At 69.7% G+C, this 21,168-nt stretch carries 17 protein-coding genes; 10 read left to right on the top strand and 7 right to left on the bottom strand.

The features are described from left to right. Positions 1-190 precede the first annotated feature (190 nt). From A5713_RS24405 to A5713_RS24375, 7 genes are all read left to right on the top strand, one after another. The gene (locus tag A5713_RS24405; RefSeq protein ID WP_067919646.1) at positions 191-1,075 is read left to right on the top strand and encodes a DUF5336 domain-containing protein; all 885 of its coding nucleotides are present in this window, start codon (positions 191-193) and stop codon (positions 1,073-1,075) included. Between the two features lie 48 nt (positions 1,076-1,123). Then, on the top strand, positions 1,124-2,497 hold the full coding sequence (locus tag A5713_RS24400; RefSeq protein ID WP_068098785.1) for a DUF6350 family protein: 1,374 nt from the start codon (positions 1,124-1,126) through the stop codon (positions 2,495-2,497). 21 nt (positions 2,498-2,518) lie between these two features. After that, positions 2,519-3,166 carry a phosphoribosylglycinamide formyltransferase gene (purN, locus tag A5713_RS24395; protein ID WP_068098783.1) on the top strand — a complete coding sequence of 216 codons (648 nt, stop codon included), beginning with the start codon at positions 2,519-2,521 and terminating at the stop codon, positions 3,164-3,166. Then, positions 3,163-4,767, top strand: a complete 1,605-nt coding sequence (purH, locus tag A5713_RS24390; RefSeq protein WP_068098782.1) for a bifunctional phosphoribosylaminoimidazolecarboxamide formyltransferase/IMP cyclohydrolase — start codon at positions 3,163-3,165, stop codon at positions 4,765-4,767. The genes purN and purH overlap by 4 nt, the downstream gene beginning before the upstream one ends. 41 nt (positions 4,768-4,808) lie before the next feature. Further along, positions 4,809-6,194, top strand: coding sequence for an ATP-binding protein (locus A5713_RS24385; protein ID WP_068098781.1), 1,386 nt, complete (start codon positions 4,809-4,811; stop codon positions 6,192-6,194). Then, positions 6,187-8,175: a VWA domain-containing protein gene (locus A5713_RS24380; RefSeq protein WP_068098778.1), complete on the top strand. Its 1,989-nt coding sequence runs from the start codon at positions 6,187-6,189 to the stop codon at positions 8,173-8,175. Before A5713_RS24385 ends, A5713_RS24380 begins: the two co-directional genes overlap by 8 nt. Before the next feature lie 197 nt (positions 8,176-8,372). Then, positions 8,373-9,221, top strand: coding sequence for an aldo/keto reductase (locus tag A5713_RS24375; protein WP_068098776.1), 849 nt, complete (start codon positions 8,373-8,375; stop codon positions 9,219-9,221). A gap of 2 nt (positions 9,222-9,223) precedes the next feature. Here the strand turns inward: A5713_RS24375 and A5713_RS24370 are convergent, their stop codons facing one another. From A5713_RS24370 to A5713_RS24340, 7 genes are all read right to left on the bottom strand, one after another. Further along, complete coding sequence (locus A5713_RS24370; protein WP_067921427.1) at positions 9,224-9,826, bottom strand: DUF1707 domain-containing protein; 603 nt, start codon at positions 9,824-9,826, stop codon at positions 9,224-9,226. Positions 9,827-9,932: 106 nt separating this feature from the next. After that, positions 9,933-10,712: an enoyl-CoA hydratase family protein gene (locus tag A5713_RS24365; RefSeq protein ID WP_067921425.1), complete on the bottom strand. Its 780-nt coding sequence runs from the start codon at positions 10,710-10,712 to the stop codon at positions 9,933-9,935. A gap of 10 nt (positions 10,713-10,722) precedes the next feature. Further along, positions 10,723-11,889, bottom strand: a complete 1,167-nt coding sequence (locus A5713_RS24360; protein WP_068098774.1) for an acyl-CoA dehydrogenase family protein — start codon at positions 11,887-11,889, stop codon at positions 10,723-10,725. Further along, positions 11,889-13,877, bottom strand: coding sequence for a biotin carboxylase N-terminal domain-containing protein (locus A5713_RS24355; protein WP_068098772.1), 1,989 nt, complete (start codon positions 13,875-13,877; stop codon positions 11,889-11,891). The genes A5713_RS24360 and A5713_RS24355 overlap by 1 nt, the downstream gene beginning before the upstream one ends. Positions 13,878-13,882: 5 nt before the next feature. Beyond that, positions 13,883-15,478, bottom strand: coding sequence for an acyl-CoA carboxylase subunit beta (locus A5713_RS24350; protein ID WP_068098767.1), 1,596 nt, complete (start codon positions 15,476-15,478; stop codon positions 13,883-13,885). Beyond that, positions 15,475-16,623, bottom strand: a complete 1,149-nt coding sequence (locus tag A5713_RS24345; protein ID WP_068098766.1) for an acyl-CoA dehydrogenase family protein — start codon at positions 16,621-16,623, stop codon at positions 15,475-15,477. The genes A5713_RS24350 and A5713_RS24345 overlap by 4 nt, the downstream gene beginning before the upstream one ends. Continuing rightward, the gene (locus tag A5713_RS24340) at positions 16,620-18,329 is read right to left on the bottom strand and encodes an acyclic terpene utilization AtuA family protein (RefSeq protein ID WP_068098764.1); all 1,710 of its coding nucleotides are present in this window, start codon (positions 18,327-18,329) and stop codon (positions 16,620-16,622) included. Before A5713_RS24340 ends, A5713_RS24345 begins: the two co-directional genes overlap by 4 nt. Before the next feature lie 290 nt (positions 18,330-18,619). On the opposite strand from A5713_RS24340, the gene rpmF reads away from it, so the two are divergent. The 3 genes from rpmF to A5713_RS24325 all read left to right on the top strand — a co-directional run bounded on the left by rpmF (position 18,620) and on the right by A5713_RS24325 (position 21,107). Then, positions 18,620-18,793, top strand: coding sequence for a 50S ribosomal protein L32 (rpmF, locus tag A5713_RS24335; protein WP_007168835.1), 174 nt, complete (start codon positions 18,620-18,622; stop codon positions 18,791-18,793). Between the two features lie 66 nt (positions 18,794-18,859). Further along, positions 18,860-19,546, top strand: coding sequence for a two-component system response regulator MprA (mprA, locus tag A5713_RS24330; protein WP_067921411.1), 687 nt, complete (start codon positions 18,860-18,862; stop codon positions 19,544-19,546). Between the two features lie 16 nt (positions 19,547-19,562). Beyond that, positions 19,563-21,107: a HAMP domain-containing sensor histidine kinase gene (locus tag A5713_RS24325; protein ID WP_068098762.1), complete on the top strand. Its 1,545-nt coding sequence runs from the start codon at positions 19,563-19,565 to the stop codon at positions 21,105-21,107. Positions 21,108-21,168: the final 61 nt, after the last annotated feature.

Genomic DNA, 21,168 nt, shown 5'->3' with positions numbered 1-21,168 from the left:
GGTCCGGTGTCCGTGCCGGTCGCCACGGCACCGGCATCGCGAAGTGCGCTAGCGTGGTTGATCGATCGCGTCGCAACGCAAGCGCCGGGCACGGCGGTTACGAAACGGCGCGCCCGCAAGCACAGGGTCGCGACGCAACTGTGGCGCCCGCAAAGGCACTTCAAAGGCACTGGAAGCAACAGGAGGAGCCATGACCTACTCGCCCGGCAGCCCCGGATACCCGACCGCGCCGCCTGGCGGCTCCTACGCAGGCAGCACACCGTCGTTCACCAAGGACGACGACGGCGCCAGCAAGCTCCCGCTCTACCTGAACATCGCGGTGATCGTCCTCGGACTCGCGGTGTACCTGCTGAACTTCGGGCCGACCTTCACGATTGGCGCCGACCTCGGCCCGGGCGTCGGCGGCCGCGCCGGTGACGCGGGCACGGCCGTCATCGTCGCGGTGCTGGCGGCGCTGCTCGCGGGCCTGAGCCTGGTGCCCAAGGCCAAGAGCTACGCGGGAATCGTCGCGGTCATCGCGGTCCTGGGTGGCTTGCTCGCCATCACCGAGACCATCAACCTGCCCGCCGGCGTCTCGGTCGGCTGGGCGATGTGGCCTCTGGTGGCCTGCGCCGTGCTCCAGGCGATCGCCGCCGTCGTCGTCGTTCTCTTGGAAGCGGGTGTCATCACGGCGCCGACGCCGCGGCCGAAATACGACCCGTACGCCCAGTACGGTCAGTACGGCCAATACGGGCAGTACGGCCAGCAGCCCTACTACGGCCAGCAGCAATCGCCGCAGCACCCCGGGTACGGGTCGCAGTACGGCGGATACGGGGCCGGCCAGGGCCCGACCCAAACCGCGGTTCCGACCGGCGGTTTCGGCGCCCAGCCCGCGCCGCAGTCCGGGCCTCAGCAGGCCGCGCAGCAAGGTCCGTCCACGCCGCCCACCGGCTTCCCGAGCTTCAGCCCGCCCCCTGCGGCCGGTGCCGGCTCCGAGGGCTCGTCGTCCAACTACTCCAACCAGGCCGGGGGCCAGCAGCCCTACGGCCAGGAGCAGCAGTCGCCTTCGTCGCAGTCTGGCCCAGCGCCGTCCTAACGGCGCGCCTGCGCGCCTAGTCGGGGACGTGCGCCAAGAGTGACACGGGTGGAAAACGGCCGGCCAGCGGGCGCCCGCCAGGCGCGTGACCTAGTCCGAGTTGCGTTCGGACCGGCGGTGGTGGCCCTGGTCATCATCGCCGCGGTCACGTTGCTGCAGTTGTTGATCGCCAACAGCGACATGACCGGGGCGCTGGGCGCGATCGCCAGCATGTGGCTCGGCGTGCACCAGGTGCCGATTTCCATCGGCGGCCGCGAATTGGGCGTCATGCCGCTACTGCCGGTGCTGCTGATGATCTGGGCCACGGCGCGCAGCACGGCGCGGGCCATCTCCCCGTATTCCTCGTGGCTGGTGGTCCGCTGGGTCGTCGCGTCCGCGCTGGGCGGCCCCCTGCTGATCGCGGCGATCGCCTTGGCCGTCATCCACGACGCGTCGTCGGTGATCACCGAGCTGCAGACGCCCAGCGCCCTGCGCGCGTTCGCCAGCGTTCTGGTCGTGCATGCCGTCGGCGCCGCGATCGGCGTGTGGTCCCGGGTGGGACGACGGGCGCTGGCGGCGTCGTCGCTGCCGCCGTGGCTGGGCGACGCCCTGCGCGCCGCGTCCGCGGGTGTGCTGGCGTTGCTCGGGCTGTCCGGCATGGTCACGGCGGCCTCGCTGGTGGTGCATTGGGCGACCATGCAAGACCTCTACGGGATCACCGATTCGATCTTCGGGCAGTTCAGCCTCACGGTGCTGTCGATCTTGTACGCACCCAACGTCATCGTCGGCACCTCGGCGATGGCCGTCGGGTCCAGCGCCCACCTCGGATTCGCGACGTTCAGTTCGTTCACCGTGTTCGGCGGCGACATCCCGGCGCTGCCGATCCTGGCCGCCGCCCCCCGGCCGCCGCTCGGGCCGGTATGGGTCGCGCTGCTGATCATCGGGGCGTCGTCCGGGGTGGCGGTCGGGCAACAATGCGCTCGGCGCGCGCTGCCGCTGATCCCGGCGATGGCCAAGCTGCTGATCGCCTCGGCCGCGGGGGCGTTGGCGATGTCCTTGCTCGCCTACGGCGGCAGCGGCCGGCTGGGAAACTTCGGCGATGTCGGCGTCGACCAGGGCGCCCTGCTGGTCGGGGTGTTCTTCTGGTTCTCGGTCGTGGGCGGGATCACGCTGTTCATGACCGGCGGCGTCCGGGCGCGGCCCCGGCGGCCCAAGCCCAAGCCCGCGCCCGCCGCGGCCGCGCCCGCGGACTTTGCGGAGATCTTCGACGAGCCGGACGGCGAAACGATCGAAGAGGCCCCGGCGGATCTCGCCGATCCCGACGAGGTCGCCGCTGACGACGCGCCCGTCAGCGACGACGACGCGGCGATCACCGGCGACGAGGTCGCGCCGCCCCCCGGCGACGGGGAGCCGACCGCGACCGACCGCGACCACGGCGAGTAGCTCCCACTAGGCTTTCTCCCTGTGCCCGAACCGCTCCATGTGCCCCCGAGCGCGCCGGCGCGGGTGGTGGTGCTGGCATCGGGCACAGGGTCGCTGCTGAGCTCCCTGCTCGACGCCGCGGCCGGCGAGTACCCGGCCCGGGTGGTGGCGGTGGGCGCCGATCGCGACTGCCCGGCCCTCGAGATCGCCGCGGGGGCCGCGCTGCCGACCTTCACCGCCCGCCTCGGCGACCACCCCGACCGCGCCGCCTGGGACGCGGCTATCACCGAGACCACCGCGGCCAACTCGCCCGACCTGGTGGTGTCGGCGGGGTTCATGAAAATACTTGGGCCGCAATTCCTTTCCCGATTCTACGGGCGGATCGTCAACACGCATCCGGCCTTGCTGCCGGCCTTCCCCGGGGCGCACGGGGTCGCCGACGCGTTGGCCTACGGCGTCAAGGTCACAGGCTGTACGGTGCACCTGGTGGACGCCGGGACGGACACCGGGCCGATCCTGGCCCAGCAGGCCGTGCCGGTGCTCGACGGCGACAGCGTCGAGACCCTGCACGAACGCATCAAGGTCACCGAGCGGAAGCTCCTGGTGGACGTGGTGGCCGGGATCGCGACCGGCGGCCTGACCCTGGTCGGGAGAACAGCGACGATCGGACGAAAGGCGAGCAACCGATGAGCACCGACGACTGGCCGGAAACGGCGAAAAGGCCGATCCGCCGCGCGTTGATCAGCGTCTACGACAAGACCGGCCTGGTCGAACTCGCCCAAGGGCTGGCGGACGCGGGCGTCGAGATCGTGTCGACCGGGTCGACGGCGAAGACCATTGCCGACAAAGCGATTCCGGTCACCCGGGTGGAGGAGCTGACCGGCTTCCCCGAGGTGCTCGACGGCCGGGTCAAGACGCTGCACCCGCGGGTGCACGCCGGGCTGCTCGCGGACCTTCGCAAGGCCGAGCACGCCGCGGCGCTCGAGGAACTCGGGATCGCCGCCTTCGAACTCGTCGTCGTCAACCTCTACCCGTTCAGCGAGACCGTGGACTCGGGCGCCAGCCTCGACGAGTGCGTCGAGCAGATCGACATCGGCGGGCCGTCGATGGTCCGCGCGGCCGCGAAGAACCATCCAAGCGTGGCGGTGATCACCGACCCGCGCGGCTACGACGGCGTGCTCGCCGCGGTGCGGCACGGCGGCTTCACCCTCGCCGAGCGCAAGAAGCTGGCCGCGCTGGCGTTTCAGCACACCGCGGAATACGACATCGCCGTCGCGGGCTGGATGGAGTCGACGCTGGCGCCGGAGCACCCACCGACCGCGTTCCCCAAGTGGCTGGGGCGCAGCTGGACCCGCACGGCGATGCTGCGCTACGGCGAGAACCCGCACCAGCAGGCGGCGCTCTACAGCGACCCGGCCGCATGGCCAGGACTGGCGCAAGCCGAGCAGCTGCACGGAAAAGAGATGTCGTACAACAACTTCACCGACGCCGACGCGGCATGGCGGGCCGCCTTCGACCACGAAGAGACCTGCGTCGCGATCATCAAGCACGCCAACCCGTGCGGGATCGCCATCTCGTCCGAATCGGTGGCCGACGCGCACCGCAAGGCCCACGAATGCGATCCGCTGAGCGCCTTCGGCGGCGTCATCGCGGCCAATACCGAGGTCAGCCTCGAGATGGCCGAGTACGTGAGCACCATCTTCACCGAGGTCATCATCGCGCCCGCCTACGCGCCGGAGGCTTTGGAGGCGCTGACGCGCAAGAAGAACATCCGGGTGCTGCTGGCCTCCGAGCCGCTGACCGGCGGCACCGAGCTGCGGCCGATCAGCGGTGGGCTGCTGGTGCAGCAGCGCGACGAGCTCGACGCGCACGGCGACAACCCGGCGAACTGGACCTTGGCTACGGGGTCCCCGGCCGATCCGGCGACGCTGACCGACCTGGTCTTCGCGTGGCGGGCGTGCCGCGCGGTGAAGTCGAACGCCATCGTGATCGCCGGCGGCGGGGCCACCATCGGCGTCGGCATGGGACAGGTGAACCGGGTGGACGCCGCCCGGCTGGCCGTTGAAAGAGGGAATGCGCGCGGCGGCGATCGGGTCAGAGCTGTCGGCGGCGCAGTGGCCGCATCCGACGCGTTCTTCCCGTTCCCTGACGGGCTCGAGACGCTGACGGCCGCCGGCGTGAAGGCGATCGTGCACCCCGGCGGGTCGGTGCGCGACGACGAGGTGACCGCGGCGGCGGCCAACGCCGGCATCACGCTGTATCTGACCGGGGCCCGTCACTTCGCGCACTGAACGTTCGGCGCGTGCGGCGATTGGCCAACGCGTAGCGTGGAGTGGTGCCATCACCCAGCAATCTGCCCCGAACCGTCGGCGAGCTGCGTGCCGCCGGCCACCGTGAGCGGGGAGTCAAACAGGAAATCCGGGAAAATCTGCTGACCGCGCTGGCGGAGGGCGACGAGGTTTGGCCCGGGATCCTGGGTTTCGACGACACCGTCCTGCCCCAGCTCGAGCGGGCGCTCATCGCCGGACACGACTTCGTCCTGCTCGGCGAGCGGGGCCAGGGCAAGACGCGGCTCCTGCGGGCGCTGGTCGGGCTGCTCGACGAGTGGACGCCGGTGATCGCCGGGGCGGAATTGGGCGAACACCCCTACTCACCGATCACACCGGAGTCCATCCGCAAGGCCGCCACCCTGGGCGACGACCTGCCGGTGGAGTGGAAGCACCGCAGCGAGCGCTACACCGAGAAGCTGGCCACGCCGGACACCAGCGTCGCGGACCTGGTCGGCGACATCGACCCGATCAAGGTCGCCGAAGGCCGCAGCCTGGGAGACCCCGAGACCATCGCGTACGGCCTGATCCCGCGCGCGCACCGCGGCATCGTCGCGGTCAACGAGCTTCCCGACCTCGCCGAGCGCATCCAGGTGTCGATGCTCAACGTGATGGAGGAGCGCGACATCCAGGTGCGGGGGTACACGCTGCGCCTGCCGCTGGACGTGTTGGTGGTGGCGAGCGCCAACCCCGAGGACTACACGAACCGCGGTCGCATCATCACCCCGCTCAAAGACCGGTTCGGCGCGGAGATCCGCACCCACTACCCGCTGGAGCTCGACGCGGAGGTGGGCGTGATCGTGCAGGAGGCGCACCTGTCCGCGCTGGTGCCCGACTACCTGATGCAGGTGATCGCCCGGTTCGCCCGGTATCTGCGGGAGTCCAGTTCGGTCGACCAGCGCTCCGGGGTGTCGGCGCGGTTCGCGATCGCCGCGGCCGAAACGGTGGCGGCCGCCGCCCGGCACCGCGGCGCGGTGCTCGGGGAGACCGACCCGGTGGCCCGGGTGGTCGACCTCGGCACGGTGATCGACGTCCTGCGCGGCAAGCTGGAATTCGAGTCCGGTGAGGAGGGCCGCGAGCAAGCCGTGCTGGAGCACCTGCTGCGCCGGGCCACGGCCGACACCGCGTCGCGGGTGCTCGGCGGCATCGACGTGGGGTCGCTGGTGTCCGCGGTCGAGGGCGGTTCGGCGGTCACCACGGGCGAGCGGGTGTCGGCCAAGGACGTGCTGGCCGCGGTTCCGGCCCTGCCCGTGGTGGACAAGATCGCGGCCAAGGTCAACGCCCAGTCCGAGGGCGAGCGCGCCGCCGCGCTGGAGCTCGCGCTGGAAGCCCTGTATCTGGCCAAGCGGATCGACAAGGTGTCCGGGGAGGGCCAAACCGTCTATGGCTGAACCCTTTAAGGGGCACCGCCTACGGTACTCGGCGTACACCGGCGGGCCGGACCCGCTGGCCCCTCCGGTGGACCTGCGCGAGGCCCTCGAGCAGATCGGGCAGGACGTCATGGCCGGCACCTCACCGCGCCGCGCGCTGTCCGAGCTGCTGCGCCGCGGCACCAAGAACATGCCCGGCGCCGACCGGCTGGCGGCCGAGGCGAACCGGCGCCGACGGGAATTGTTGCGCCGCAACAACTTGGACGGCACCCTGCAGGATATCAAGAAGCTGCTCGACGAGGCGGTGCTGGCCGAACGCAAAGAACTGGCCCGCGCGCTCGACGACGACGCCCGCTTCGGCGAACTCCAGCTGGACGCCCTGCCGGCATCGCCGGCCAAGGCCGTTCAGGAGCTCTCCGACTACAACTGGCGCAGCAACGAGGCGCGTGAGAAGTACGACCAGATCAAGGATCTCCTCGGCCGCGAGATGCTCGACCAGCGCTTCGCCGGAATGAAGGAGGCCCTGCAGGGCGCCACCGACGAGGACCGCCAGCGCGTCAACGACATGCTGAACGACCTCAACGATCTGCTGGACAAGCACTCCCGCGGTGAGGACACCCAGCAGGACTTCCAGGATTTCATGAGTAAGCACGGCGAGTTCTTCCCGGAGAACCCGCGCAACGTCGACGAGCTGCTGGACTCGCTGGCCAAGCGCGCCGCGGCCGCGCAACGCTTCCGCAACAGCCTGAGCCCCGACCAGCGGGCGGAGCTGGATGCGTTGGCGCAGCAGGCATTCGGGTCGCCCGCGCTGATGCAGGCGCTGAACCGGCTCGACGCGCATCTGCAGGCCGCCCGGCCGGGGGAGGACTGGACCGGGTCCGAGCAGTTCTCCGGCGACAACCCGTTCGGCATGGGCGAGGGCACGCAGGCGCTGGCCGACGTCGCCGAGCTCGAGCAGCTGGCCGAACAACTCTCGCAAAGCTACCCGGGCGCCACCATGGACGACGTCGATCTCGACGCGCTGGCCCGCCAGCTCGGTGACCAGGCCGCCGTCGACGCGCGCACGCTCGCCGAATTGGAACGGGCGCTGGTCAATCAGGGATTCCTGGACCGGGGTTCCGACGGCCAGTGGCGGCTCTCCCCGAAGGCCATGCGCAGGCTGGGCGAGACGGCGTTACGCGATGTGGCGCAACAGCTTTCCGGTCGGCGCGGCGAGCGCGACCATCGGCGCGCGGGAGCGGCCGGCGAACTCACCGGCGCCACCCGGCCGTGGCAGTTCGGTGACACCGAGCCGTGGAACATCTCCCGAACGCTGACCAACGCGGTGCTGCGGCAGGCGGGAACGGCCACCCTGGACGGCGGTACCGGATCGCTGAAGATCGCCGTGGACGACGTCGAGGTCTCCGAGACCGAGACGCGCACCCAGGCCGCGGTCGCCCTGCTGGTGGACACGTCGTTCTCCATGGTGATGGAGAATCGCTGGCTGCCGATGAAGCAGACCGCGCTGGCGCTCAATCACCTGGTGTGCACGCGATTTCGTTCCGACGCCTTGCAGATCATCGCGTTCGGCCGGTACGCCCGGACGGTGACCGCCGCCGAGCTCACCGGCCTGGAGGGCGTCTACGAGCAGGGCACCAACCTTCATCACGCGCTGGCCTTGGCCGGCCGGCACCTCCGGCGGCACCCCAACGCGCAGCCCGTCGTCCTGGTGGTGACCGACGGTGAGCCCACCGCCCACCTGGAGGACTTCGACGGTGACGGCACCACCGTGTTTTTCGATTACCCGCCGCACCCGCGGACCATCGCCCATACCGTGCGCGGCTTCGACGACATGGCCCGCCTGGGCGCGCAGATCACCATCTTCCGGCTGGGCAGCGACCCCGGCCTGGCCCGGTTCATCGACCAGGTCGCCCGGCGCGTCGAGGGACGCGTCGTGGTGCCCGACCTCGACGGCCTGGGCGCGGCCGTGGTGGGCGACTACCTGCGGTCGCGCCGCCGCTAGCCCGCGCGGGTTGCGGCTAGCCGGCATGCGCTCACTGGCGGTGGCCCGCAGCGTCAATGGACGCCAGCGGCGAAGACACGCACGTCCGGCCTCGGCCAGGCTGGGGTACCGGGTGCGCCCTGGTACCGGGATGCTCGTTGCCGCCGCCGATAGGACCGTGGCCGACCGGGTATAGGACTTCACGAAGGAGGAGATGCATGAGCAAGGTTCCAACGATCGAACTCAACAATGGTGCCGGCATTCCGCAGCTTGGTTTCGGCGTGTTCCAGATCAAGCCCGACCAGACCGCGGCGGCGGTCAAGACAGCGCTCGAGATCGGCTACCGGCACATCGACACCGCCGAGATGTATGGCAACGAATCCGAAGTCGGTCAAGGCATCCGGGACGCGGGTCTCGATCGCGCCGACGTGTTCATCACCAGCAAGCTGAACAACGGGTTCCACAAACCCGACGACGCGCGCCGCGCCTTCGACGGAACGCTCAAGGCCCTCGGGTCCGACTACGTGGACCTGTTCCTCATCCACTGGCCGCTGCCCACGCTCTATGACGGCGACTTCGTCTCGACCTGGAAAGTGTTCGAAGAGTTCGCCCGCGACGGGCGCGCCCGCAGCATCGGCGTCTCGAATTTCCAAGTCCCGCACCTGGTTCGGCTCGCAAACGAAACCGACACCGTCCCGTCGGTCAATCAGATCGAGGTTCATCCCTACTTCGGTAACGAGCAGGTCCGGGCGTACGGACGCGAACACGGCATCGTCACCGAGGCGTGGGCACCGATCGCGCAGGGCAAGGTGCTCGACGATCCGGTGATCAACCGCGTCGCCGAGGCGCGGGGCAGGACGGCGGCGCAGGTGGTGTTGCGCTGGCACATTCAGCGCGGCGACATTGTCTTCCCCAAGTCGGTGACCCCGGAACGGGTTAAGGAGAACTTCGAGATCTTCGATTTCGAATTGGATCACTCCGACATGGACGCGATCTCAGCCCTGGACAAGGGTGAAGCGGGTCGGAACGGGCCCAACCCCGACAAGTTCGATTTCGTGCCCGGCTGACGCTAGCCGCGGGGCCGGCGGGCCTTGCGAACGATGCCGACGGCGCCCCACAGCGAGAAGCCATGGATGTTCACCTTCGGTGCGCCGGGGGTGCCCTGCCCGAGGACGCTGCGGTCGAAGTTGCCCATGACGCCGCGGCCGTGGATCTCGACGTTGACTTCGGGCGGCAGCAAAATTTTCGTCGCACCCATGATCGACATGGCATGGATGTCGACTTCGGTCGAGGTGAAGTCGGCGTAGCGCAGATCCACCACGCCGTTGCCCCACAAGGCGAAGGTGGTCAGCTTCTTGGGCACGTTCCACCGGCCCCGCCGCTCGAAGCCGCTCAACAGAGCCAGCAGCAACGTTGACGGTGCGGGGTTGGGCTTGCCGCCGCGGCGCGGGCTGATGGGTGCGCCCGGCAGATCGGCCCGCAGCTGGTCCAGTTCCGCGTACGTGGTCGCGGCATACGCCCTGGTCAGACGGTCTTCGTAGTCCTTCATCTGCAGCCGGCCCTGCTCGGCCGCGTACGCCAGCAACTGCGCGAGCTGGATGCGATCAGTGTCGGCCGCGCGCGACGATTCGTCGCGCGTGTCGTTCGCATCGCGTTGCGCGGAGTTGCTCATCACCCACGAGCCTACGACGTCCGGCTATTGCCGCAAGAGGATTGGTCAAACTGCAACCTTGACCCGCGCCGGCCGGTTCGGGCGGCGGGGTTTGTTTGACACCTGGCTAACTCGTCCAGCTCGGGGCGCGCTTCTGCAGAAACGCCAGCATGCCCTCGCGGGCTTCGTCGGATACGAAGAGCCGGGCCGACTCTTCGGCGAGCCGTCCGGCGTCGCGGTCGAACCCTTCCAGCACCGCCGCCGTGGTCAGCGCCTTGGAGGCCGCCAGCCCCTGCGGCGAACCGCGGCCCACGTCGGCGAGCAGTCCGCCCACCGCGGCGTCGACGTCCTCGGCGGCCATCGTGATCAGTCCGATGTCCGCCGCCGTGGCGGCGTCGAACGTCTCGCCCGTCAGGTAGTAGCGCGCCGCGGCGCGTGGCGACAGCTTCGGCAGCAGCGTCAGCGAGATGATCGCCGGGGCGACGCCGATTCGGGCCTCGGTCAGGGCGAAGGTGCTGCGCGGCCCGGCGACGGCGATGTCGCAGGCACCGACGAGCCCGAACCCGCCCGCGCGGACATGCCCGTCGATGGCGGCGATGACCGGCAGCGGCGAGGAGACGATGGCCCTCATGACCGCGGTCATCTCGCGGGCCCGCGCGACGGCCATGTCGAAGGGGTCACCCGCGCCGGCCTCACTCAGGTCCGCCCCGGCGCAGAAGGTGTTGCCCGTATGCCCGAGTACGACCGCCCGCACCGCCGCGTCCGCCTGCGCGTCGCGCAGCCCCTGATGCAACTGCTCGACGAGCGCGGTCGAAAGCGCGTTGCGGTTGTGGGGCGAGTTGAGCGTCAGCCGCGCGAACGGGCCCCCGGTCTCGGTGGGACCGGCGTATTCGACCAGCGTTTCCATCAGTACGGCTTCAGTAGCTCCGAGGCAGACCCAGCGATGTCTGCGCCACGAAATTGAGCACCATCTCCCGGCTGACTGGGGCGATCCGCCCGAGCCTGGCCGAGGCGAGCATGGCGGCGACGCCGTACTCCTTGGTCAGCCCGTTGCCGCCCATCGACTGCACGGCCTGATCGACCGAGCGGGTAGCCGCCTCGGCCGCAGCGTATTTGGCCATGTTGGCGGCCTCGGCCGCGCCCGCGTCGTCGCCGCTGTCGTAGAGCGTGGCGGCCTTCTGCATCATCAGCTTGGCCAGTTGCACCTCGATGTGGCACTGGGCCAACGGGTGCGACAGCCCCTGGTGCGCGCCGATCGGCGTGCCCCACACCTGGCGGGTCTTGACGTAGTCGGCGGCCTTCTCGAGGGCGAACCGTCCCATCCCGACCGAGCTGGCGGCGCCCATGATCCGCTCGGGGTTCAGGCCGGCGAAGAGCTGCGCGATCGCGGCGTCCTCGGAACCGACCAGCGCGTCGGCCGGCAGCCGGACGTCGTCGAGGAAGACCTGGAACTGCCGCTCGGGACTGATCAGCTCCATTTCGATTGGCGTGTAGGTGAATCCGGGGGCGTCGGTGGGCACCACGAACAGCGCCGGCCGCAGCTTGCCGGTCTTGGCCTCTTCCGTGCGACCCACCACCAGCACGGCCTGCGCCTGGTCGATGCCCGAGATGTAGACCTTCTGGCCCTTGAGGATCCAGTCGCTGCCGTCGCGGCGGGCGGTGGTGGTGATCTTGTGGGAGTTGGAGCCTGCGTCGGGCTCGGTGATGGCGAAGGCCATCGTCAGGGTGCCGTCGGCGATGCCGGGGATCCAGCGCCTCTTCTGTTCTTCGGTGCCGAACTTGCTGATGATGGTGCCGTTGATCGCCGGGGATACCACCATCAGCAGCAGCGCGCTGCCCGCGGCGGCCATCTCCTCCATCACCAGCGACAGCTCATACATGCCGGCACCGCCGCCGCCGTACTCCTCGGGCAGGTTGACTCCCAGGAAGCCGAGTTTGCCCGCCTCCGCCCATAATTCGTCGGTGTGCTCGTGCGCGCGGGCCTTCTTCAGGTAGTACTCGCTGCCGTAGTTGGCGGCCCACGCGGCCACCGACTTGCGCAGGGCCTGCCGTTCCTCGCTCTCGATGAAGCTGGTGTCGGTCATTACGAATCTCCTTCTGGTTGGGGCGCTTCCACTCTTGCCAGGACGGCGCCCACTTCGACCTGCTGACCGATTTCGACGTTGAGCTCGGCGAGCACGCCGTCGGACGGCGCGGTGATGGTGTGCTCCATCTTCATCGCCTCCAGCCAGATCAGTGGCTGCCCGGCGGTGACGTTGTCGCCGATCTCGGCGCCGAGGCGGATCACGTTGCCGGGCATCGGCGCGACCAGCGAGCCCTGCTCGACGGCCGAACCGGGCTCGGGGAAACGTGGCAGCGCCACCAGGTGGACCGGCCCGCGCGCCGAGTCGACGTAGACGTTGTCGCTGTAGCGCGCGACGGCGAAGCCGCACGCCACCCCGGATCCGTCGGCGAGCACGACCTCGTCCGCCGTCGCCGAGACCAGCCGGACCGGCTCAGCAACGTTAGGGTCGGCCAGGAGCAATCCCGTTCTGGTGAAACGGTATTCGACCCGATGCTCCCCGCCGTCGGCGTCGCGGTAGGTTTTCACCTGATAGCCGGACGCCAGGTTGCGCCAGCCGCTGGGCAGCGATCCGAGGACCGGCGCGGTCGCGCGGTTGTGCGCGGCGTCGGCGAGCGCGGCGGCGATCGCGGACAGCCGGACGGTGGCGCCGTCGGCCAGCGGGGCCGACAGTTTCGTCAGGTGATGCGTGTCGAAAAACGCGGTGTCGGTGTCGCCGTCGAGGAACGCGGGGTGGCGCAGCACGTTGACCAGCAGCTCACGGTTGGTGCGCAGGCCGTGCAGCCGGGTGCGGGCCAGCGCGTCGGCGAGCACCAGCGCCGCCTGCCTGCGGGTCGGCGCGTACGAGATGACCTTGGCCAGCATTGGGTCGTAGTGAATCGATACCGTCGACCCGGCGCCGATGCCCGAGTCGAGGCGGATGCCCGTCCGGTGACCCAGCGTGCCGAATCGCGATCGGACCGCCGGCACCTCGAAGTTGTCCACCCGGCCGGCCTGCGGCTGCCAGCCCTGGGCGGGATCCTCCGCATAAAGCCGGGCCTCGATCGAATGCCCTTGCGCGGCCGGCGGTTCGGCGTCGAGCCGGTCGCCTGCGGCGACGGAGAGCTGCAGTTCCACCAGGTCGAGCCCGGTGGTTTCCTCGGTCACGGGGTGCTCGACCTGCAGGCGGGTATTCATCTCCAGGAAGTAGAACTCGCCGTCGTCATCGGCGAGGAACTCCACCGTCCCGGCGCCGGTGTAGCCGATCGCGCCGGCAGCCAGCTGCGCCGCGTCGAACAGCCTGGCCCGCATGCCCGGTATGCGCTCGACCAAGGGGGAGGGGGCCTCTTCGATGATCTTCTGGTGCCGGCGCTGGATGGAGCATTCCCGTTCGCCGACCGCCCAGACCGTGCCGTAGGTGTCGGCCATCACCTGCACCTCGATGTGGTGTCCGGTGGGCAGGTAGCGCTCGCAGAACACGGTCGGGTCGCCGAACGCGGACTGCGCCTCCCGGCGCGCGGCCTCCACTTCGCGTGCGAGAGCGGACAATTCGCGCACCACTCGCATGCCGCGGCCGCCGCCGCCGGCGGAGGCCTTGACCAGCACGGGCAGCTGTGCCTCGGTGACGGCGTCGGGGTCGAGTTCGTCGAGCACCGGAACCCCGGCGGCGGCCATCAGCTTCTTGGACTCGATCTTGGAGCCCATCGCGCGCACCGCGTCCACCGGCGGCCCGATCCAGGTCAGGCCCGCGCCCTGCACGGTGGCCGCGAAATCGGCGTTCTCCGAGAGGAACCCATACCCGGGATGTACCGCGTCGGCCCCTGCGGCGCGGGCGGCGGCGATGATCGCCTCGGCGTTCAGGTAGTCGTTGGCCTTCGGCAGCCGCACCCGCGCGTCCGCCTCGGCCACATGCGGCGCGGCGGCGTCCGGGTCGGTGTAGACGGCGACGGTCCCCAGACCCAGCCGCCGGCAGGTGGCGAACACCCGTCGGGCGATCTCGCCGCGGTTGGCGACCAGCACTCGAGTAACCATGGGGCTCACATCCGGAAGACGCCGAAGTTCGACGTCCCCTTGATCGGGCCATTGGCGATGGCGGACAAACACATTCCCAGTACGGTGCGGGTGTCGCGTGGGTCGATCACCCCGTCGTCGTAGAGCATTCCGGACAACACCAGCGGCAGTGACTCGGCCTCGATCTGGCCCTCGACGGCCGCGCGCATCGCGGCGTCGGCCTCCTCGTCCACCTGCTGGCCGCGGGCCTCGGCGGCGGCGCGGGCCACGATCGACAACACGCCCGCCAGCTGGGCGCCGCCCATCACCGCGGATTTGGCGCTGGGCCAGGCGAACAGGAACCTCGGGTCATAGGCGCGCCCGCACATGCCGTAGTGGCCGGCGCCGTAGGAGGCGCCGATCAACAGCGAGATGTGGGGAACGGTCGAGTTGGAGACGGCGTTGATCATCATCGAGCCGTGCTTGATCATCCCGCCCTCCTCGTAGTCCTTGCCCACCATGTATCCGGTGGTGTTGTGCAGGAACAACAGTGGCGTGTTCGAGCGGTTGGCCAGCTGGATGAACTGGGTGGCCTTCTGCGACTCCTCGCTGAACAGCACGCCGCGCGCGTTGGCCAGGATGCCCAGGGGATAGCCGTGTAGGCGGGCCCACCCGGTCACCAGCGACGAGCCGTACATGGCCTTGAATTCGTCGAATTCGGAGCCGTCGACGATGCGGGCGATCACCTCGCGCGGGTCGAACGGGATGCGCAGGTCCGCGGGCACGATGCCGATCAGCTCTTCGGCGTCGAACAACGGATCGACGACCGGGCCCGGCGCGGGACCCTGTTTGCGCCAGTTCAGCCGGGCGACGATGCGGCGCCCGATGCGGATGGCGTCGAGCTCGTCGACGGCGAAGTAGTCGCCCAAACCGGAGACTCGGGAATGCATTTCGGCGCCGCCGAGCGATTCGTCGTCGGATTCCTCGCCGGTGGCCATCTTGACCAGCGGGGGACCGGCCAGGAACACCTTGGAGCGTTCCTTGATCATCACCACGTGGTCAGACATGCCGGGAATGTAGGCGCCGCCGGCGGTGGAGTTGCCGAACACCAGCGCGACGGTGGGGATGCCGGCCGCCGACAGGCGGGTCAGGTCGCGGAACATCCGGCCGCCGGGGATGAAAATCTCTTTCTGGGTGGGCAGGTCCGCCCCGCCGGATTCCACCAGCGAGATGACGGGCAGTCGGTTTTCGAACGCGATCTGATTGGCCCGCAGGATCTTTTTCAGGGTCCACGGGTTGCTGGTGCCACCCTTGACCGTCGGATCGTTGGCGACGATCAGGCACTCCACGCCCGACACGACTCCGATGCCGGCGACGGTGCTGGCGCCGACGGTGAACGCGCTGCCGTAGGCCGCCAGCGGGCTGAGCTCGAGGAACGGGGAGTCGGGGTCGAGGAGCAGCTCGATGCGTTCCCGGGCGGTCAGCTTGCCGCGCCCGTGGTGGCGTTCGACGTACTTGGGCCCGCCGCCGGCAAGCGCTTTGGCGAGCTCGGCGTCGATTTCCTCTAGCCGGGTGGTCGCCGTCGACGCCGCGTCGGCGTAGGCGGGGGAGTTCGGGTCGAGCGTGGACTTCAGTGTGCTCACGATTGGAATCCCAGCGTCTTGGCGGCCAGCGAGGTCAGGATTTCGGTGGTCCCACCGCCGATGCCCAGGATCCGCATGTCCCGGTATTGGCGTTCGACTTCGGATTCGGCCATGTAGCCCATGCCGCCGAACAGCTGCACGGCCTGATTGGCCACCCATTCGCCGGCCTCCACGGCGGTGTTCTTGGCGAAACACACCTCGGCGATCAGGTTGGCCTCACCGGCCAGTTGGCGTTCGACCACATGGCGGGAGTAGACCCGCGCGACGTCGATGCGCCGGGCCATCTCGGCCAGCGTGTTCTGCACCGACTGCCGTGAGATCAGCGGCCGCCCGAAGGTCTCGCGGTCGCGGCACCACTGCACCGTCAGGTCCAGGCACCGCTGGGCGCTCGAATAGGCCTGCGCGGCAAGGCCGATGCGTTCCGAGACGAACGCCTGCGCGATCTGCAGGAAGCCGCTGTTCTCGGCGCCGACCAGGTTGGCCGCCGGCACACGTGCGTCGACGAAGGACAGCTCGGCGGTGTCCGAGGACCGCCATCCCATCTTGGCCAGCTTGCGGCTCACCTCGAAACCCGGCGTGCCCTTCTCGACCACCAGCAGCGAGACGCCCGCCGCGCCGGGACCGCCGGTGCGCACCGCGGTGACGACGTAGTCGGCGCGCACCCCGGAGGTGATGTAGGTCTTGGCGCCGTTGACCACATAGTGGTCGCCGTCTAGCACCGCCGAGGTCCGTAGGTGTCCCACGTCCGAGCCGCCGCCGGGTTCGGTGATGGCCAGCGCGCCGATCTTGTCGCCGGCCAGCGTCGGGCGGACGAACTCTTCGATCAGCCGCTGATCGCCGGAGGCGATCATGTGCGGCACCGCGATGCCGCAGGTGAACAGCGACGCGAAAACCCCACCCGGTGCGCCGGCCTGATGCACCTCTTCGCAGATGATCACCGCGTCCGCGCCGTCGCCGCCGCCCCCGCCGACCGCCTCGGGAAAGCCCGCGCCCAGCAGGCCGGCGTCCCCGGCCCGGCGGTGCAGGTCGCGCGGCAGCTCGCCGCTGCCCTCCCACTCGTCGGCGTGCGGCAGGATCTCGCGTTCGGTGAAGGAGCGCACGGTCTTTCGCAACGCTTCGCGCTCGGGGGTCGTCCAGAGATTCATAACAGCCTTTCGGGGATGTCGACGTGCCGGCCGCGCAGCCATTCGCCCAACCCCTTGGCCTGCGGATCGAACCGCGCCTGGTAGGCGACGCCCTGGCCCAGGATGCCGTCGACGACGAAGTTGACCGCGCGCAGGTTGGGCAGCACGTGGCGGGTCACGTCGAACTCCGCAGCCTCGGGCAGCAGTTCGGTGAGCAGCTCGACGGTCAGCGTGTTGGCCAGCCAGCGCCACTGCTCGTCGGTGCGGACCCAGACCCCGACGTTCGCCGAGCCGCCCTTGTCGCCGCTGCGCGCGCCGGCGATGCGGCCCAGCGGAACGCGCCGGGTCGGGCCGTCCGGAAGCGGCTCGGGCAACGCCGGGGGATCGGCGGGCGCCAACTCCAGAGTCTCGGTGGCGCAAGGGATCTCGACGCGGGAGCCGTCGGCGTGCACCGCGAGGTGCGGCACCTGGGTGGCGTCGACGTAGCCGGCGGTGAACACGCCGTAGACCTGGCCGTCGCCCGGCGGGGCGGTCACGTGGAAGCCGGGATAACTGGCGAGCGCCAATTCGACGGCGGCCGAAGAGAATTGACGCCCGACGCTTGAAGGATCGGGATCGCGGACCACGCAGTGCAGCAGCGCGCTGGCGGCTTCCTCGGTGTCGGCGTCGGTGTGGTCGGTGCGCGCCAGCGACCACTGCAGCTCCGCGGGCTTGACGGTCAGCGCGGCCTCGAGCTGCCGGCGCACCAAGTCTGCCTTGGCCTCGATGTCCAGCCCGGTCAACACGAACGTCATGGAATTGCGAAATCCGCCGATGCCGTTGAGCGACACCTTGTAGGTGGGCGGCGGCGGCTCGCCCCGCACGCCGCTGATGCGCACCCGGTCGGGGCCCTCGACGGACAGCTCGACGGTGTCCATCCGGGCGGTGACGTCGGGGTTGGCGTAGCGGGCGCCGGTGATCTCGTAGAGCAGCTGCGCGGTGACGGTGTCGACGCTGACCAGGCCGCCGGTGCCGGGGTGCTTGGTGATCACCGACGAGCCGTCCGCGTGCACCTCGGCCAGCGGAAAGCCGGCGTGGGTCAGGTCGGCGATTTCAGTGAAGAAGGAGTAGTTGCCGCCGGTGGCCTGCACGCCGCACTCGATGACGTGGCCGGCGACCACGGCACCGGCGAGAGCGTCGTAGTCGGTGCGTCCCCAGCCGAAGTGGGCCGCCGCGGCGCCGACGATCACCGAGGCGTCGGTGACCCGGCCGGTGACGACCACGTCGGCGCCGTCGCCCAGGCAGTCGGCGATGCCCCACGCGCCCAGGTAGGCGTTGGCGGTCAGGGGGGTGCCCAGGCCGAGGTCGGCGGCGCGCGCCAGCAGGTCGTCCCCCTCGACGTGGGCGACGCGGGCCGGGATGCCGAGCCGTTCGGCCAGGGCGCGGATTGCGTCGGCCAGCCCGGCCGGGTTGAGGCCACCGGCGTTGGCGACGATGCGGACGCCGCGGTCGCATGCCTCGCCCAGGCAATCCTCGAGCTGGGTCAGGAAGGTCCTGGCATAGCCGCGCTCGGGATGCTTCATCCGGTCGCGGCCCAGGATCAGCATGGTCAGTTCGGCCAGGTAGTCGCCGGTGAGGTAGTCCACCTCCCCGCCGGTGAGCATCTCCCGCATCGCCGACAGCCGGTCGCCGTAGAACCCGGAGCAGTTCGCGATCCGGACAGGGTCGTGACCAGCGTCAGAGGCCATGCGGTCCTCCCATCTGCGATTCACCGGTGAGCGCAAACCAACCAACCAACCGGTAGGTTAGCGGGTCGCGCCGGTGCCCCGTCAAGGACGTCCGATCGCCTCCGGCGCCGAGATCGCCACCACGGTCGTATGACGGCGCCGGATCGCAGCCGTCACGGCAATCCGGGCGCCGGCGGCCGTCGTTTTGGTGCGCAGCAGGCCACCGACTATCCTGGTAGCAATCGTCGCACGTTCGGCCCCCCGGGCCACCCCCCGCGACACGCCCCCGACACGAGGAGTTAGGCCCGACCATGGCCGTACCCAAGCGCAGGATGTCGCGCGCGAACACCCGTAGCCGTCGCGCGCAGTGGAAGGCCACCAAGACCGAGCTCGTCGGTGTGACGGTCGCGGGCCAGAAGCACAAGGTCCCCCGCCGGCTGCTCAAGGCCGCCCGGCTCGGCCTGATCGACCTGGACCGGCGTTAGTTAATCTCGGCAAACACCCGGCGCGCCTCTCAGGCCGCTCTCAGGCGTCGGGACGACACTAGCCCCGTGCGGATACTGGTCGTCGACGACGATCGCGCAGTGCGTGAGTCGCTGCGGCGGTCGCTTTCCTTCAATGGCTACTCGGTGGAGTTGGCCCATGACGGGCTGGAGGCGCTGGAGATGATCGCCAGCGACCGGCCCGACGCGCTCGTCCTCGACGTGATGATGCCGCGGCTGGACGGCCTCGAGGTGTGCCGTCAGCTCCGCAGCACCGGAGACGACCTGCCGATCCTGGTGCTCACCGCGCGTGACTCGGTCTCCGAGCGGGTCGCCGGGCTGGACGCCGGCGCGGACGACTACCTGCCGAAGCCGTTCGCGCTGGAGGAGCTGCTGGCCCGGATGCGGGCGCTGCTGCGCCGCACCAAGCCTGACGAGGACGCCGACTCGGTGGCCATGACGTTCTCCGACCTGACGCTGGACCCGGTGACCCGCGAAGTCACCCGCGGGCAGCGCCAGATCAGCCTGACGCGCACCGAATTCGCCCTGCTGGAGATGTTGATCGCCAATCCTCGCCGCGTGCTCACCCGCAGCAGGATCCTGGAAGAGGTGTGGGGATTCGACTTCCCGACCTCCGGCAACGCGCTGGAGGTCTACGTCGGCTACCTGCGCCGCAAGACCGAAGCCGACGGTGAGCCCCGACTGATCCACACGGTCCGCGGCGTGGGCTACGTGCTGCGCGAGACGCCGCCGTGACGAGCCGCATTCGACGATGATCCGATACCAACGGCCCCAACGCGTTCCGCTTCGCGCCACCAGCTCGCTGTCGTTGCGGTGGCGCGTCATGCTGCTGGCGATGTCGATGGTGGCGATGGTGGTCGTGCTCATGGCGTTCGCCGTGTATGCGGTGATTTCGGCTGCGCTGTATAGCGATATCGACAACCAGTTGCAGAGCCGGGCGCAGCTGCTGATCGCCAGCGGTTCACTGGCCGCCGACCCCGGGAAGGCCATCGAGGGAACCGCCTATTCGGACGTCAACGCGATGCTGGTGAACCCGGGCCACTCGATCTACACCGCGCAGCAGCCGGGTCAGACGCTGCCGGTCGGCGCGCCGGAAAAGGCGGTGATCCGCGGTGACCTGTTCATGTCCCGGCGCACCGCGCTCGATCAGCGGGTGCTGGCCATCCACCTGCCCAACGGCTGTTCGCTGCTGATCTCCAAGAGCCTCAAACCGACCGAGGCGGTGATGACCAAGCTGCGTCTGGTGCTGCTGATCGTCGGCGGCATCGGCGTCGCCGTCGCCGCGGTGGCGGGCGGCATGGTCACCAGGGCGGGTCTGCGACCGGTGGCCCGCCTGACCGAGGCGGCCGAACGGGTGGCGCGCACCGACGACCTGCGGCCCATCCCGGTGTTCGGCAGCGACGAATTGGCCAGGCTCACCGAGGCGTTTAACTTGATGCTGCGTGCGCTGGCCGAATCCCGCGAGCGGCAGGCGCGGCTGGTCACCGACGCCGGACACGAATTGCGCACCCCGCTGACGTCGCTGCGCACCAACGTCGAGCTGCTGATGGCTTCGATGGAACCGGGCGCGCCGCGGCTGCCCGAGCAGGAGATGGTCGAGCTGCGCGCCGACGTGCTGGCGCAGATCGAGGAATTGTCCACGCTGGTGGGCGATCTGGTGGACCTCACCCGCGACGATGCCGGACAGGTGGTGCACGAGCCGGTCGACATGTCCGAGGTGATCGATCGCAGCCTGGAGCGGGTCCGGCGGCGCCGCAACGACATTCACTTCGACGTGAGCGTGACCCCCTGGCAGGTGTACGGCGACGCCGCCGGGTTGTCACGGGCGGTGCTGAACCTGTTGGACAACGCGGCCAAGTGGAGCCCGCCGGGCGGGCGCGTCGGCGTCACCATGCGCCAGCTCGACCCGTCGCACGCGGAGCTGGTGGTGTCCGATCAAGGCCCCGGCATCCCGCCGCACGAACGCCGCCTAGTGTTCGAGCGGTTCTACCGTTCGACGACGGCACGCGCCATGCCGGGCTCCGGCCTTGGGCTGGCGATCGTCAAGAAGGTCGTGCTGAATCACGGTGGGCTGCTTCGCGTCGAGGACACCGTGCCCGGCGGACAGCCGCCGGGGACCTCGTTCTACGTCCTGCTGCCCGGACGGCCGATGCCGCTCTCCCCGTATCCGGCGCCCGCCGCCGAGAACCCCGAAGAAGGATCGGATGCCACCGTCCCGGTGGCCACCGACCAGTCGAACTCTCGGGAACCGGCGAACGTTATCTCAGTGGACTCTCAGTCCGCGCGGGCAAGGTAGGTCTGCAGCTACTGTTTGAGAAGCTCGTCGAGCCGACGAGCCGAATACCGAGATAGAGGAA

This window comes from Mycobacterium sp. E2497, assembly GCF_001668695.1.
GTDB lineage: Bacteria > Actinomycetota > Actinomycetes > Mycobacteriales > Mycobacteriaceae > Mycobacterium.
This window is presented reverse-complemented; position numbering and strand designations above follow the sequence as displayed.